Annotated in this window: 14 protein-coding genes; 2 read left to right on the top strand and 12 right to left on the bottom strand. The window is 65.5% G+C overall.

Annotated elements, in window-relative coordinates:
* Nucleotides 1–7: 7 nt before the first annotated feature.
* Together VPH40_RS14560 and VPH40_RS14555 are read left to right on the top strand one after the other, a co-directional pair.
* Entirely contained in the window at nt 8–415 is a 408-nt protein-coding gene (locus VPH40_RS14560; protein WP_328573779.1) for a hypothetical protein, read from the top strand.
* Between the two features lie 61 nt (nt 416–476).
* Nucleotides 477–2,057 carry a methyl-accepting chemotaxis protein gene (locus VPH40_RS14555; RefSeq protein ID WP_328573778.1) on the top strand — a complete coding sequence of 527 codons (1,581 nt, stop codon included), beginning with the start codon at nt 477–479 and terminating at the stop codon, nt 2,055–2,057.
* Here the strand turns inward: VPH40_RS14555 and VPH40_RS14550 are convergent.
* From VPH40_RS14550 to VPH40_RS14495, 12 genes are all read right to left on the bottom strand, one after another.
* Nucleotides 2,054–3,277 carry a M24 family metallopeptidase gene (locus VPH40_RS14550; protein ID WP_328573777.1) on the bottom strand — a complete coding sequence of 408 codons (1,224 nt, stop codon included), beginning with the start codon at nt 3,275–3,277 and terminating at the stop codon, nt 2,054–2,056. The two genes, VPH40_RS14555 and VPH40_RS14550, sit on opposite strands and share 4 nt — an antisense overlap.
* Nucleotides 3,278–3,322: 45 nt before the next feature.
* Nucleotides 3,323–3,859 (bottom strand): type II secretion system protein, encoded by a 537-nt coding sequence (locus tag VPH40_RS14545; protein ID WP_328573776.1) that lies wholly within the window; start codon nt 3,857–3,859, stop codon nt 3,323–3,325.
* Nucleotides 3,846–4,229, bottom strand: coding sequence for a type II secretion system protein (locus VPH40_RS14540; RefSeq protein ID WP_328573775.1), 384 nt, complete (start codon nt 4,227–4,229; stop codon nt 3,846–3,848). Before VPH40_RS14540 ends, VPH40_RS14545 begins: the two co-directional genes overlap by 14 nt.
* A 5-nt stretch (nt 4,230–4,234) precedes the next feature.
* Nucleotides 4,235–4,717 (bottom strand): type II secretion system protein, encoded by a 483-nt coding sequence (locus tag VPH40_RS14535; protein WP_328573774.1) that lies wholly within the window; start codon nt 4,715–4,717, stop codon nt 4,235–4,237.
* Nucleotides 4,714–6,588 (bottom strand): secretin and TonB N-terminal domain-containing protein, encoded by a 1,875-nt coding sequence (locus VPH40_RS14530; RefSeq protein WP_328573773.1) that lies wholly within the window; start codon nt 6,586–6,588, stop codon nt 4,714–4,716. Before VPH40_RS14530 ends, VPH40_RS14535 begins: the two co-directional genes overlap by 4 nt.
* Before the next feature lie 17 nt (nt 6,589–6,605).
* Nucleotides 6,606–7,145, bottom strand: a complete 540-nt coding sequence (locus VPH40_RS14525) for a hypothetical protein (protein WP_289913085.1) — start codon at nt 7,143–7,145, stop codon at nt 6,606–6,608.
* Nucleotides 7,142–7,762, bottom strand: a complete 621-nt coding sequence (gene pilO, locus VPH40_RS14520) for a type 4a pilus biogenesis protein PilO (RefSeq protein ID WP_092607661.1) — start codon at nt 7,760–7,762, stop codon at nt 7,142–7,144. Before pilO ends, VPH40_RS14525 begins: the two co-directional genes overlap by 4 nt.
* A complete protein-coding gene (locus VPH40_RS14515; RefSeq protein ID WP_328573772.1) occupies nt 7,750–8,292 on the bottom strand; it encodes a hypothetical protein in 543 nt (180 codons plus the stop codon). The genes pilO and VPH40_RS14515 overlap by 13 nt, the downstream gene beginning before the upstream one ends.
* Complete coding sequence (locus tag VPH40_RS14510) at nt 8,283–9,071, bottom strand: hypothetical protein (RefSeq protein ID WP_328573771.1); 789 nt, start codon at nt 9,069–9,071, stop codon at nt 8,283–8,285. Before VPH40_RS14510 ends, VPH40_RS14515 begins: the two co-directional genes overlap by 10 nt.
* On the bottom strand, nt 9,058–10,755 hold the full coding sequence (locus VPH40_RS14505) for a GspE/PulE family protein (protein WP_328573770.1): 1,698 nt from the start codon (nt 10,753–10,755) through the stop codon (nt 9,058–9,060). The genes VPH40_RS14510 and VPH40_RS14505 overlap by 14 nt, the downstream gene beginning before the upstream one ends.
* A 22-nt stretch (nt 10,756–10,777) precedes the next feature.
* Nucleotides 10,778–11,971: a type II secretion system F family protein gene (locus VPH40_RS14500; protein WP_251350219.1), complete on the bottom strand. Its 1,194-nt coding sequence runs from the start codon at nt 11,969–11,971 to the stop codon at nt 10,778–10,780.
* A 243-nt stretch (nt 11,972–12,214) separates the two neighbouring features.
* Nucleotides 12,215–14,746, bottom strand: a complete 2,532-nt coding sequence (locus tag VPH40_RS14495) for a M4 family metallopeptidase (RefSeq protein WP_328573769.1) — start codon at nt 14,744–14,746, stop codon at nt 12,215–12,217.
* Between the last annotated feature and the right edge of the window lie 44 nt (nt 14,747–14,790).

The following is a 14,790-nucleotide window of genomic DNA, read 5'->3' as shown; positions in this document are numbered from 1 at the left end:
GCGCCGCATGAAACCATTGATCTTGTATGTGGCTGCCTTGCTGGCGCTGTCGAACGCTGTTCCCGCCAGGGCCGAAGTGGTCGTGGTGGTCAATCCGAAGAGCGCCGCCGGTACCATGACGAATGAACAGGTGGCGCAGTTTTTCCTCGGTAAATCGACGGCCATGACGCCGATCGACCAGCCGGAAAGCGCCCCCGTACGCGCCGAGTTCTACAAAAAGGTGACGGACAAGGAGCCGTCGCAGGCGAAGGCCCTGTGGTCCAAGCTGGTCTTCACGGGCAAGGCGACCTTGCCGAAGGAAGTGGCCAATAGCGCCGACGTGAAGAAGGCCGTGGCCGCCGATCCGAAAGCCATCGGCTATATCGAAAAGAGTGCCGTCGACGGCACCGTCAAAGTGGTGCTGACGGCGCCATAAAGCCTGCTCGGGCCGCGCGCCATGCGGCGGCCCGACAATCGATCAACATCAGGAGACAGCAATGAGCATCAAACGCAAGATATGGGCGCTGCCTGTCGTCTCGGCCGTGATTTTCGGGCTGGGGCTGGCCGTCAGCGCCTATCTGTCCACGGCCACGCTCAATTCCATCCACGCCACTGAAAGCGCCGACTATCCCGTGCTTGACATGGCCAAGTCGCTGACCCTGGACGTGGCCGCCGTCGGCGACGCCCTGCGCGATGCCGTCAGCGAAGGCGACAAGGAGCGTATCGGGCAAGTCGGCGGCCAGGCCGTCAAGCTGCGCGCCAAGCTGGCGGCCTTTGCGGCGATCCCCGGCCAGCGCGAACAGGGCCAGCGCCTGGCCAGGGAATTCGATGCCTACTATGCGCCGGCGCTGAGCGCGGCGCGCATCATGCTGGAAATGGAGGAAGGCGACCCGCAAGCGACCGTGGCGCGCATGCAGGGCGCGCTGGCGGTGCTCAACACGGATCTGGCAAAGACCAACGAACAGGCGCAAATACAGTTCAAGCAGGGCATCGAACGCAGCGCGGCCAATGTGCGCAATGCGCTCAATACCAGCATCGCTGTGGCGCTGGCCGTCATCGTCTGCCTGGTGGCCGTGTCGCATTTCGTCGTGCGCGCCATCTGGCAGCAGCTGGGCGGTGAACCCGAATACGCGCGCCAGATCGCGCGCGCCGTGGCCGATGGCGACCTCTCGATGAATATCGTGACCGAGGCGGGCGACCAGGGCAGCTTGCTGGCGGCGTTGAAGGACATGCGCGCCAAGCTCGGCGGCATGGTCTCGGACATCAAGGCGTCGGCTGAAACCATCCAGGTGGCCAGCGCGGAAATCGCCCAGGGCAATGCGGATCTGGCCGCGCGCACGGAATCGCAGGCGGGCAGCCTGGATCAGACAGCGCGCAGCATGGATAGCCTGACCGCCACCGTGCGCGACAACGCGGCCAACGCCGGCCAGGCGCATGAACTGGTGGTGTCGGCATCGTCGGTTGCCGTGAAGGGGGGGCAAGTGGTCAGCCAGGTGGTCACCACGATGGGCGAGATCAACGATTCATCCAGACGCATTGTCGACATCATCGGCGTCATCGACGGCATCGCCTTCCAGACGAATATCCTGGCCCTGAATGCCGCGGTGGAAGCGGCGCGCGCGGGCGAACAGGGACGGGGTTTTGCCGTGGTGGCGTCCGAAGTGCGCAACCTGGCGCAGCGCAGCGCGGCAGCGGCGCGCGAAATCAAGCAATTGATAGGCGATTCGGTGGCCAAGGTGAATGTCGGCTCGAAGCTGGTCGACGAGGCGGGGCTGACCATGGGCCAGATCGTCGATTCCGTGAAAAAAGTGGCCGACATCATGGCCGAGATCAGCGCCGCCAGCCAGGCGCAAAGCGCTGGCATCGGCGATATCGGCGTGGCCATCGGCAGCATGGATCAAATGACGCAGCAAAATTCCGCGCTGGTGGAAGAGGCATCGGCGGCGGCCGAATCGCTGCAGGAACAGGCCGTGCAACTGGGCACGGCGCTGGCCGTGTTCAAGCTGGCGCAGGGAAGTGCGCCGGCGATGACCACCGTGCCAGCGGCACGGCGGCTGGCGTTGACGAAGGCGGCTTAAACCTTCAGCCCGAACGGATCGTCGATGCTGTGTGCTGGTTCGGTGAACCAGCGCGGGCCGTTTTCCGTCATGTAAAAATGGTCTTCGTGGCGGATGCCGAATTCGCCGGGGATGCAGATCATCGGCTCGTTCGAGAAGCACATGCCCACGTCCAGCGGCGTCGTGTCATTGCCCACCAGGTAAGGCCATTCGTGGATATCGAGGCCGATGCCGTGGCCCGTGCGGTGCGGCAGGCCGGGCAGCTTGTAGCCGGGGCCAAAGCCGTCCGACGCCAAAGAGACGCGCGCCGCGCGGTCCACGTCGCCGCAGGGTACGCCCAGCTGCGCGGCGGAAAACGCCGCGGTCTGCGCCGCCTTTTCGCTGTTCCACACGCTGCGCTGGCGCGCGCTGATGGCGCCAAACACATAGGTGCGCGTGATGTCGGAGATGTAGTTCATCACTTGGCAGCCCGTGTCGATCAGCACCGTGTCACCCGCCTTCAGCGTTTGCACGTAGTTGACGCCATGCGGATAGGCCGTCGCCTCGCCGAACAGCACGATGCAGAAATACGAGCGGGGCGCTCCCACCTTGCGATGCGCGCGCTGGATGAATTCTTCCACTTCCACCGTCGTGATGCCTTCATGCAGCATGCTGGCCGTGGCCACGTGCACGGCCAGGGTCATGTCCATCACGCGCTGCATCAGGGCGATTTCGGCCGGCGACTTGCGGCTGCGGCAGTATGCCGTCACGGCGCGCGCATTTTCCAGCGCGTAGCCGGGGGCCAGCGGCTTGATGCCGTCGTAGATGAAGAAGGCGGCGCTTTCGCAGATGCCCACGCGCGGCGGCACGGCCGCATCCTGGGCTATGCCCATGCGTGCCAGCACGTCGACGAACAGCTGGTACGGGCTTTCATGCTCTTCCCAGCAATTGACCTTGCCCTCGATGACCATGAAACCCGTCAGGGTGCTTTCTTCGAAGGCGGGGGCGATGTACTCGAGCTCTCCGCTGGCCGGCAGGATGGCGCCCACCATGCGTTCGCTGGCATACCACTTGGTACCCGTGAAATAGGTGAGGTTGGCACCCGCGTTCAGGTAGATCGCGGCGATGCCCTGTTTGCGCATGAACGCCTGCGCCTTGGCGATGCGCTGTGCATGTTCGTCCTTGCCGATGGCGACCATGCCGGACGTCATGTCCGACAGCGATGCCAATGCTTGTTCGATGGAAGTGCCACCTATGCTCATGCCTGCTCCTTTGTTCGATGCTGAATATGGAATGCGGGCATGATATCAGTTCGCGCCTTTCGGTTTGAGCCCGGGTGCTCCGCCGGCGGCATCGGGCGGGGCCAGCACCAGGTCGTGCGGATACGTGAAGTGCCAGTTCGCGTAGCGTTGCTTGCGGCGCAGGCTGGCGTCTTCGTCGAGAAAATTGTCCTGCTTGATGGGCAGTTGCGGCGACAGCGAATGGATGCCGACGATGCGGCCCTCCTGTCGCAGCACGCCCCATTCCGCCTTGCCCGTGAAGGGGTCCGCATACAGGCGGCGCAAATGCCGCCGGGCGTTGGCGAAGCGCGGGTCGCGCAGCAGTTCCTGCAAGGTCAATGGATAGCGGGGCCGCCCGTCGCCCGGCGTGCTGTCGTAGTAGCGCCCCAGCGCGTTGCGGAATTCATGGCCGATGAACAGCAGCTCGCGCTCCTTGTCGCGCCGCGCGGCCGTGGCATGCAATTCGCTGGCCAGCACCAAACCCACGCCCATGAAGGCCACCAGCATCAGGGTCCAGATATACGCGAAACCCCGTGCGCGGCACTGGAAACTAGAGCTGCTCAAAGGGGATGCCCTCGCGCGTCTTGCCCTTGGCGCCGCTGCGCACGTCCGCCACGCCGCCGATTTCGCCATTCGGTGAAGGGATCAGTTGCCAGGTGGCGGCGGACTCCGTGACGGGGTCCAACGGTACGTTGCGGAAGTAATGGTGGGTCACCAGGTCGGTCAGTGCGGCCGGATACTCGCCCTTGTCGGCATAGTATTTATCCAGGCCGCTCCTGAGTACCTGCAGGTTTTCCTTCAGGGCGACCTCCTTCGATTTCTCCACCGAGCCGAAATAGCGGGGAATGGCGATCGTCAGCAGCAGCGAGATGATGGCCAGCACCACCAGCAGTTCGACCAGCGTAAAACCGCGCCGCGGGGATGAATGGGGCATGGGGGTCACCATTGATTGAGCGGTACGCCGTTCAGGCCCACCTTGATCGAGCGCGAGGCGACGTCGAACACGTCCTCGCCTTCGCTGGGATTGTCGGGCGGCGAGGCATAGGCGCGCTTGCTCCAGCTGTCGGCCGCGCTGCCTTCTTCCCTGGGCTGGAACGGGTCGCGCGGCAGGCGGCGCAAAAAATAGATGTTCTGTTTCGAGGGACTGCGCTGGTCGGGCACGCCCTCGACCAGTTCCTCGAGTTTTTTCGGATAGCCGGATCCTCCCAGCGACAGCTTGATGCGGCCATTGTCCGAGGCGCGCTTGTAGGTATCGATCGCTTCGCGTATCTCGATCAGGGCGTTGCGCAACTCCTGTTCCTTCGCCCTTTGCTGCGCCACCTGCGCCATCGGCACGGCGACCGTGGCCAGAGTCGCCATGATCGCCAGGGTGATCATCAGCTCGATGAAGGTAAAGCCCCGCTGCTTCACTGGCCACCTCACTGGCCACCTTTGACAGTGGCCTTGTCGCCGGCCGCTGGCGCCTCGTCGCCGCCCGTCATGGGCGAGCCGCTGCGTGGGGCGGCCTGCTCGGGCGCGGCGACGGCTTCGGGGCTACCACCCACGCTGGCGCGGCCGCCCACGGATGCCTCGGTGCCGGAATTGAATTCGGCCGTCATCAGGTCCGGGCGGCGGATGCTGCGCAGCAGGCGCGGCGTAATCGACAGCACGATCTCGCTGCGCATGGCGTCGTCCTTCTGGCTGCCGAACAGGCGGTTCAGCACGGGCAGTTCGCCCACGCCCGGCACCTTGTTGGCCGTGCCCCGGTCCTCGTCGCTGATCAGACCTGCCAGCACCTGCGTTTCGCCGTCTTTCAGGCGCAGGACCGTCGAGGCGCTGCGCGTGCCGATCTGGTAAGCCTGCGTGCCCGTCTTGCTGATGACTTCCTTGACGACATTCGACACTTCCAGGTTGATCTTGATGGCCACTTCGTCGTCCAGGTAGACGTTCGGTTCGACGTCGAGCTTCAGGCCCACATCGATGTAGTTGACGCTGTCGGAACTGACGCCGTTATTCGTCGTGACGGTAATGACGGGCACGCGGTCGCCGATCAGGATCTTGGCCTTTTCCTTGTTGCGCACGCGAATGCGCGGATTGGCCAGGATATTGCTGTCGCTGTCCGTCTTGTTGGCGTTCAGGGTGACGCCGCCGATGCCCAGGTTGATGTTGTCGCCATTGATGCGGTGCAGGTCGGCCACCTTCAGGCCGCCCAATCCCGTGCCGACGCCGGCCAGCGTGAGGCTGGCCTGGTCCGGCCAGCGCACGCCCAGCTCCATCAGGCGCGTCCGCTTCACTTCCAGCACTTCGACCTCCAGCATCACTTCCGGGTCGGCCAGGTCCTGCACGTTGATGATGCGCTCGGCCATGCGTACCATTTCCGGCGTATCGCGCAGCATGATGATGCCCAGGCGCTCGTCGGTGACGACGTCCTTGGCCTTGAGCAGGGTCTTGATGGAAAACGCCACCGTCTTGACGTCCGCATTGGCGAGAAAGAAGGTGCGTACCACGAGCTGCTGGTAATCCTTCACCTTTTGCGGCGTGTTCGGGTAAATCGTGATCGACTTGTCGCTGGTGACGCTTTGTTCCAGCTGGTTCGCGCCCAGCAGCATGGCGATCGCCTCTTCGATGCTGGTGTCGCGCACGGAGATGGTGGCGCGCAGGGCCGGGTCGACTTCCTTGTCGAAGACGAAGTTCAGGCCCGACACCTTGCTGATGAAGTCAAACACGGAGCGTAGCGGCGCATCGCGAAATTCCAACGTCACGGGTTTGCGGTAGGCGGCCGCCAGCTTGCCGCCGGATGGCAGGTTTTTTGACTGCGCCTCGCCGATGCGGCTTTTCAGGGCCAGCGCCTCGCGCTGTGTGGGGCGCTCCTGCAGCACCTGGCGCAAGGCTTCCTGCGCCTGCGCGATATTCGCTTCGCCGCCGCGCTGGTAGCTGGCCTGCGCTTCCTGCACCAGCTTGCGGTGCCGTTCCTCCTGCGCCACGCCGGCCAGGCCCCGCTGCGCCACATCGTTGCTGGTGTCCAGCGCCAGCGCCTGCTGGTACAGCGCTTGCGCCTCGGGTAGCTTGCCTTGCTGGCGCAGCGCTTCGGCGCGGCCATTCAGGTTGTTCAGCGCGCGCATCCTGCCATTGGTGACGGCGATGCGGTACTTGGCGTTGGTCGGCTCGGCTTGCGCCGCCTGTTCCAGCAGGGCCAGGCCCTGTTCGGTGCGGCCAGCGCCCAGCATGGCCTGGCCATCGTTGTAGGCCTGGTTGCCGGCGCAGGCAGCCAGCAGGGACAGCATCGGGAGCAGGGTGATGATAGTACGAGACATACGTGCGGCGCGTCGTTTCAATTGAGGTCCCCTACGGCGAGTGTCTGTTTCTGGTTGAGCGGCAGATAGGTAAATTGCAGTGCGCCTTGCACCATGCCGTCGAAGCGGTAGCGCTCTTCGAGCGTGTCGCCGGGACGCGCCACCACGTTGCGGTCGCCCGCTTGCAGGAAGTAGGCAGCCTTGCCTTCGTCGACGAAGCGGCCAAGGAATTGAAAGGGCAGTGGCGGCGGTGCGTTCGCATCGGCGCGGGCAGCAGGCAGCGCAGCCTGGGCGGCCTGCTGGTCGAGCATGATCTTTTTCGGCGTCTCCGGCTGCCAGCTTTGCTTAGAAAACAGGGTGGCCGCTTCGTCATCGTCGAGCGCGCGCCGCGGATGGATCGCCAGCGGACGGCCAGACGCCGGCACCGCGGCATCGGGAAGCAAGGGTGCTGGCGTCACTCGCTCCACCTGGCGCGTGGTGGCCGTGGCCGGTCCCACGATGCTGCCTTCATCCTCGGGCGCGAAGAGGGCGGCCAGCAAGGTGGCCACGGCGGCGCCTCCCAGTACGGCTTTTTTCATCGGCGTACCTCCGCTTTTTTCACCAGCAGGATGAACTGGATGCGCGCGTCGATCTCGCCCGCCTCGATCTGCTCGCGCTTGAACAGCACGGAGTCGAGCGTCAGGGTGGGCAGCGCCTGCAGGGCATCGACGATAAAAGTCTGCAGCTGCGCGTATTCGGCTTTGACGGGCAGCGTGATCTGGTAGCGCAAAAAGGCCGTGTTGCCGTCTTCCTGCGGCTTGTAGTCGGCCTTGGCCAGGGTGACGCCGCTCTTTTGCGCCACTTCCAGCAAGGCCTTCAATTGGTCGGGAATGCTGTCATGCGCGGGCAGGTAGGCGTGAAAGGCGGCCAGGCTGTCCGCATCGGCATCGAGCGTGATGGGTGCCGGCGGCAGCGCCGACTGTCTGGCAGCAGCGGCCAGTTGCGCCGCCAATTGCTGCTGGCGTGCGGCCAGCGCATCGCCCTGCTGCATGGCGAAAGCGGCCAGCGCCAGGCAGGCCGCGCCGAGGGCGCTGGGCCAGCCGAGGGTGCGCCACAAACGTTGCGCTTCCCACGCCAGGCGCGGCGGCATGCGCAGCTGCAGGCGCGCGCGGGCCACGGGCGTGCTGGCTTTGAATACGGGTTTTATTGCCGCCATTGCGCCTCCAGCTGAAAACGGTACGGGTGTTCGGGGGCGTTCGCGTTCATCTCGTGCTTGAGCAGGTACACGGAGCTGAACATGGGCTGCTGGTTCAGGAAGGCCAGGTAGTTGAGCATGTCCTGCGGCGTTTCCGCCTCGGCGGCGATCTTCAGGACGCTGGCGCCATCCTGTCCCTGCTGTGCGTTCAGGTCCAGCCCCAGCAAGGCCACGCGCACGTCGCGCGGCGCCTGCACGGTCTTGACCAGGCGCGTGACGGGCAGGTTAAGCTGGCGCACGGCGGCGGCCACCTGTTTCAGTTCGATGTCGCGTTCGCGCTGCTGGCTGGCGGACAAGGGCGCGCGCACGGGACGCGCGGGTTCCAGCTGCGCCAGCTGCGCTTCCAGGCGCCGCGTTTCCTGCACCTGCACCAGCCAGTACACGGCGGCCGGCAGCAGCAGCAAGCCGCCCGCTAGGCACAGGGCCAGGCGCCAGCCCTTGAATATCTGCACTGCGCCGGGCGCCAGCAACTCCAGGCGGCTCAGGCCCATGCGGCCTCCCGCATCAGGTGGGCGGCGCCGGCCACGGGAAGGGACTGGAAGCGCGCCGGCAGCTCGTCCTGCGGCATGCCGCTCAAGTCGAGCAGCGCCACGTGTTCGATCGCGTCCAGCTGTGGTGCGCGCAAGTTCCAGCGCCGCCACGCCCGATCCAGTTCGTCGCCCCAGGCGGCGCCGCAGGACTGGCTATGCAGGCCCGTGATGCGCCCGCCGCCCGTCGTTGCCAACAGCAGCCGTCCCGCTTCCACCAAGGCGAAGGCGGCAGGTCTGCCGCCGGCGATGCTGCGCCAGGCCGGCCCGACGATGGGTTCAAGGGACAGGCAGCGCCGTCCATGCGCGGCCGCCGCATCCTGCACGCCTTGCAGCAGGGCCGCATCGATGCCGCAGGCCAGGCGTGGCTTGCCATAGGGCGCATCGTCGGCAGCCAGGCGCCAGGCGCGCGCGCCATCACCGTAGACGGCAGCGAACTGGCTATGCAGGAAGCGCTGCGCGCTGGCCCGGTCGAGCAGGGCGCCGCTCCACGGCACCATCAGCATGGCGCACCAGCGGCTGGCCAGGCTGACGGCCAGCGGCAGTTTTTTTTCATTGTGCTGTTCGAGCCAGCCGCGCAGGGCGGCCAGCGCCACTTCCCAGCTGGCGTCGGGATTTAGGATGGGCACGTGAAAAGCGCTGTCCGTTACGGGACGGCCGGCGCGGCGCAGCACGCCGTCCAATCCGTGCGGCGCCAGGTGCAGGCACAGGGTGGCCCGGGTAAGGCGTTCAATAAGTGACACGATTGAGCTCCGCTAAAGTGGTTTCGCCGCGCCGCACCAGGTCCAGGCCCGCTTCGCGCGCCAGGCGAAAACCGTTGCGCGCCGCCTCTTCCTTCATCTGGCTCAGGGGCGCGCGCGTGCAGATCATTTCGCGCATCGCATCGCTGAGCATCAGGACCTCGGCGACGGCCTTGCGCCCCTTGTAGCCGGTGCCGCGGCAGTGGCCGCAGCCCTTGCCGGCCATGAATTGCCAGTCCTGCACCTGGTGCAGGGCCAGGCCGCTGTCGCGCAGCTGCTGCGCATCGGCCAGCACCTCGGCGCTGGCGTCGACGGCGCAATGGGCGCAATTGAGGCGCAGCAGGCGCTGCGCCACGATGCCGTTCAGGGCCGCCGCAAAGCTGTAGGCGTCGACGCCCATGTGCAGGAAGCGGCCGACCACATCAAAGACGTTATTCGCATGCACGGTGGTAAACACCAGGTGGCCCGTCAGCGCCGCCTGCACGGCGATCTGCGCCGTCTCGTCGTCGCGGATTTCGCCGATCATGATCTTGTCGGGATCATGGCGCAGGATGGAGCGCAGGCCGCGCGCGAACGTCAGCCCCTTTTTTTCGTTGACGGGAATCTGCAGCACGCGCGGCAAGCGGTATTCGACGGGGTCCTCGATGGTGACGATCTTGTCGCGCCCCGTATTGATTTCCGTGATGGCCGCGTACAAGGTGGTGGTCTTGCCGGAACCCGTGGGACCCGTCACCAGCAGCATGCCGTGCGGCTTGGTGGCCAGGCGCCGTATCTGTTCGATGGCGTCCTCGTTCAGGCCCAGGCTTTCCAGGCGCAGCGCCTGCGCCGCCTCCGTCAGTGCGCGCCGGTCCAGCAGGCGCAGCACTGCGTCCTCGCCAAAGATATTGGGCATGATGGAAACGCGGAAATCGATCTCCGCCCCTTTCACGCGCACCTTGAAGCGGCCATCCTGGGGGATGCGACGCTCGGCGATGTCGAGGTCGGCCATGACCTTGATGCGCGAGATGATCTGTTCCGCCATCGCCAGTCCCTGCACCTGGCCCGCCTGCACCAGCACGCCGTCGACGCGGTATTTGATGACCAGGCTGGCCACGTCGCATTCGAGGTGGATGTCGCTGGCCTGAAATTTCAGGGCGTCGTAGATGGTGGAGTTCACCAGCTTGACTACCGGACTGCTGTCCTCGCTGATGCGGATCAGCGAGATGTCTTCGATGCTTTGGTCGAGTCCTGGAACGTCATCCCCGTGCTGTATTTCCTGCATCGCCTGCTGCACGCTTTCCTGCTGCAGCAAATAGGCGGCCAGGTCGTCCGGATGGGCCAGCGCCACGGTGAAGGGCGTGGACAGGGCGAAGTCGGCCCACTGCAGCAGGTCTTCGCTGAAGGGATTGCCGATGACAAGCACGGGCGGTGCGCCGGGGGCGCCCGGCTGCAGCAGCACGCAGTCGCGCTGGGCGCAATCCGTGTAGGGCAGCAGGGCAAAGGCGGGCATGGCGGCCTGCAGTTCGGCCATCGTCCACGCAGGATAGCGGAACAGGGCGGCCAGCTGGCGCAGGAAGACTTCGGGCGGCAGGGCCGCCGTTTCCTGCAGCACGGCCATCTGCGGGCGGCCCTGTTCCAGTGCGCTGGCGTGGGCGCGGCGCAGCATGGCCGCATCGAGCACGGCCCGTTCTTCGTCGCGTGCGTTCATGGCATGACCTTCACGATAACGTTCACGATAAGCTCCCGGCCAGTTCAAAGATCGGCATGTACATCAGCACCACCACGCCGCCGATGACGACGCCGATGACGGTCATCAAGAGCGGCTCGAGCAGGCGCGAGGCCCAGTCCACCCAGCGGGCGAATTCCTCGTCGTGGAACTTGGCCGAGCGTTCCAGCATGTCGCCCAGGCGGCCCGTGTTTTCTCCCACTTTCAGCAGCGATTGCGCCACGGGCGTGGCCATGGCGGCGTGTTCCAGCGCGGTGGAAAACGGCATGCCCTCCTGCACCGCGCGGCGCGCCTGCGCCAACTGCTCCTGCTGCGCCGGCAGCAGCATGGGGGCGACCATGGCCAGCGCCTTGTGCAGCGGGATGCCGGCGTGCAGCAGCAGGCTCAGGGCGCGGTAAAAGCGCGCCAGGCGGAATTCCGCCGCCTTCCCGGCCAGCACGGGCAGGCGCAGCAGGCGCAAGACGAGGGCCTGGCGCGCACCAGTATTGGCGATGCCGAAGACCACGGCGCCAACGGCGGCGGCGAGCGCCGTGGCACACAGCAGCGGATGCGCGGCCAGGGTCTGGCCAAAACCCAGCAGCATTTGCGACATCCACGGGATTTCGCGGCCCGAGCTTTCGTAGACGACGCTGAACTTCGGCACCACGTAGCCGAGCAGGAACAGGGTCACCAGACCGCCGACGACGAGCAGCATGCACGGGTAGATGGCGGCGGAAATGAGTTTTTTACGGATGGCGTCGAACTGCAGCTGGTAGCCGACGAAGCGCGCCAGCGCCTCGGGCAGGTTGCCCGAGCGTTCGGCCGCATGCACGGTGGCGATGTAAATGTCGGGGAAGATGTCGGGGAAACCGGCCAGGGTGTCGGAAAAGCTTTGCCCTTGCTGCAGGGTGAGCACGATGGCGGCCAGGGTGGCCTTGGCGCCCGCGCGCGTTTCCTTGTTGTGCAGGGTGGCCATGGCCTCGCCCAGGTTCAGGCCCGCTTCGAGCAGGGCCAGCAGCTCCTGGCTGAATTGCAGCAGGGGCAAGCCCTGCTTGCCCAGGCGCGGCGCGACGCCAGCCTCCTGCGCCGCGCCATCGTCGACGGCCAGCACGCGCCAGCCGCCGCGCACGGCCGCGCGGATCGCCTCGGCCTCGCTGGCGGCGTCGATGGCCAGCGCCTGGCTGCCGGCAGGGCCCTGCACCTGGAGGTGGAACTGCATGGCCGCGTCAGGCGAGCATGGTGGCAGGCGTAAAAATGGACAGGCTGGAATGGGGGAAAGCGCGTGCGGACAAGGTCGAAGTAGGCATCGGTCAGGAACAATCCAAAAAAAGTTCAATTCGTCGCGGGTACCGGCAGCAGGCAAGATGCAATCACTGCCTCAGGGTAGACTGTAATTGCCAGAAAATCAATCGTGCTGTGCGGGCAAGCCTTGTATCGATGGCTTGCCCGCAGGTTCAGCCGCTTACTGGGTAACCAGGCTGACCTTGTCGATCACGAACGAGGTTTGCAGCGATGCGTCCTCGGTCGCGGCGAACGAGATCTGCACGGTCTGGCCCTTGTAGGCGATCAGGTCAAACGTACGGATCTGGTAGCCGGCTGCCTTGTTCACGTTCGAATACGTGGCCAGGGTGCCCAGCACCGTGCCGGCGCTGTTCTTCACGGTGACGACCAGCTTGTCGTACACGGTATTGCCCGTTTCAGCCGTGTCGATGTGCAGCGCGAAGCTCAAGCTGGCGGACGTGGCGGCGGCCGGAATGGCCACGCTTTGCGTCAGCGACTCGCTGGCTGTGGCGCCATTGCCGCCCAGCCAGGCATACTGCGTGCCTTCGTATGCGGTTTGGCCCGTGAAGGTGCCGATAGCGCCCGTGGTGCCGCTCCAGCCCGTGGCGCCGGACTCGAAGCCGCCGTTCGTCACGCGTTCGGTGGCGCTGCTCGTGCCCACCGTCAGCGTGGCGTTGTTCGACGTGGCCGTCACGGCGGGCGAGGACGAATCCGTCACCGTGGCCTTGAACACGGCGCCGCTATCGGCCGCCACGGTCGTGAAGCTGTAGGCAGGCGACGTGGCGCCGCTGATCACGGCGCCGTTGCGGTACCACTTGTAGGTGTACGGTGCCGTGCCGCCGCCCGCGCCCACGGCGAACGAGGCGGTGGCGCCCGGTGCGACGGTGATGCTGGCCGGCTGGCTGGTGATGGTCACCGCGCCGCCCGTGGTCGATTCATCGACGTCGGCGCCCACGTTGATGGCCGCATACGCGCGCTTGACGGCGATAGCCTCGGCGCTACCCACGCCATACAGTTCCTCGGCTGCCTGCAGCACCTTGTTGCGCGCGTCGGCATAGTTGGTCGACGAGGTGAACTTGGTGGTGGCGGCCTTGAACCAGATGCGGTAAGCCTTGTCGCTGCCGATACCGGTCATGGCCAGCGGGCTTTTGTTCAGGTACGAGCTGTAGTAGTCGCTGCTGGACGTGGAGTTCGAACCCTGCGACAGGAAGTAGAACATGCGGTTGTTCGGGCCGCTGCTATAGTGGACGTCGAGGTTCTTGATGGTGCTGCTCCACGCATTCGGGCTGCTGCCATCCTTGCTTGGCTTGTACAGCCAACGCAGCGGCTGGCCATTCTTGGCGATTTCCTTGCCCGTCATCCAATCGTTGCCCGTGTTGGGGATGCTGGTGCCCGTGCCGCCGGCGCGCGCATAGGCTTCCACCATCTCGCCGGCGATGTCGGAGCTCGATTCGTTCAAGCCGCCCGACTCTTGCGAGTAGATCAGGCCCGAGGTGGCGTCCGTGATGCCGTGGCCCATTTCGTGGCCGATCACGTCGATGGAACCGAGGTTGTTGAACGAGCTGCCGCCGTCGCCGATGTACATGCACTTGCAGCTGCTGTCGTAGTAGGCGTTGTCGTAGGCCGTGTTGACGTGGGCGGCGATGTGGGTGGCCGTGTTGTTGCCGTCCAGGCTGGACCAGCCCAGCACATTCTTGTGCGTGTCGTAGGTGTTCATCAGGCCCCACATCGCGTTCACGGCCGCCGTCTGGCCGTTGGCGTTGGTGGTGCTGCCGCCGTTGATGTATTGCTGGCCGTCGCCCCAGGTATTGCTGGTGCTGCTGTACACGCTGCCCGAGGTGGTGCCGTGGTTGGCATTCGTGATGGCCATGCCGCCGAAGCTGCCGCCGGTGCCGCGGCTGGGGTCTTTCATGGTGTAGGTGCTGCCCGTGAGCGTGGTGTTGAGCGGTACCTGGCCGTTGTACTGGCTGTTGCCGATGCCGGCCACGGTTTTCAGGGCTTTCCACTGGCGCAGGATGCGGCCATCCTTGGCGCTGACGACGGTGTCGTAGTAGACGGGCTTGTTACCGCTGATCATGCGCGTCTGCACCAGGTAGGCCAGCTCGTAGTGGTCGACCACGTCCTGCACGTCAAGGGCGTTCAGCGCGGCTTCCGACTTGTTCTCGGCGCCGGCCACGCGCACCGTTTTCATCACGGGATAGATCAGCAGTTGCGCATGCGGCGGCACGTGGTCGACGGCCGGCACGCCGATGCTTTTCACGGCGGCGGCGATGGCGGCGGCGGCGCTGACGGCCGGCGTGGTGTCGATATCGGTGGTGGCGCTGCGGGTGACGGAATTGACGCCGCCGCTACCGAGGCCGGAAGCGCGGTCCGACACGGATTCGCTGACGATGTCGCCGGCGTTGTTGCTGACCACGACCGTCTCGGAACCGAAGACGGGCAAGCCCTTGTAGGTGTGCTGTACGCGGCTCACACGCGTGCCGCTGACGCCCGGATGCTGGGCGCCGACGGCAAAGCCATGCTCGGTATTCAGGCCGCGGCTGCGTGCCTGCGCGGCCAGCTTGTTGACCAGGCTGGCGTTCTCTTGTGGAGAGGCCAGGCTGACCGGGGCGGCCATCAGGGTCTGTGGCAGCGGCGAGGCGGCATCTGCCGTGGTGGCCATCAGCGGCAGGGCGGCGATGGATGCGGCAACTATCGTCAAACGTAAATTCATTTCTGCTCCATGGTATCGGTTAAGGAAATGGTGAATGAGCTGGC

Source organism: Janthinobacterium sp. P210005, from assembly GCF_036231865.1.
Lineage (GTDB): Bacteria > Pseudomonadota > Gammaproteobacteria > Burkholderiales > Burkholderiaceae_D > Janthinobacterium > Janthinobacterium kumbetense.
This window is presented reverse-complemented; position numbering and strand designations above follow the sequence as displayed.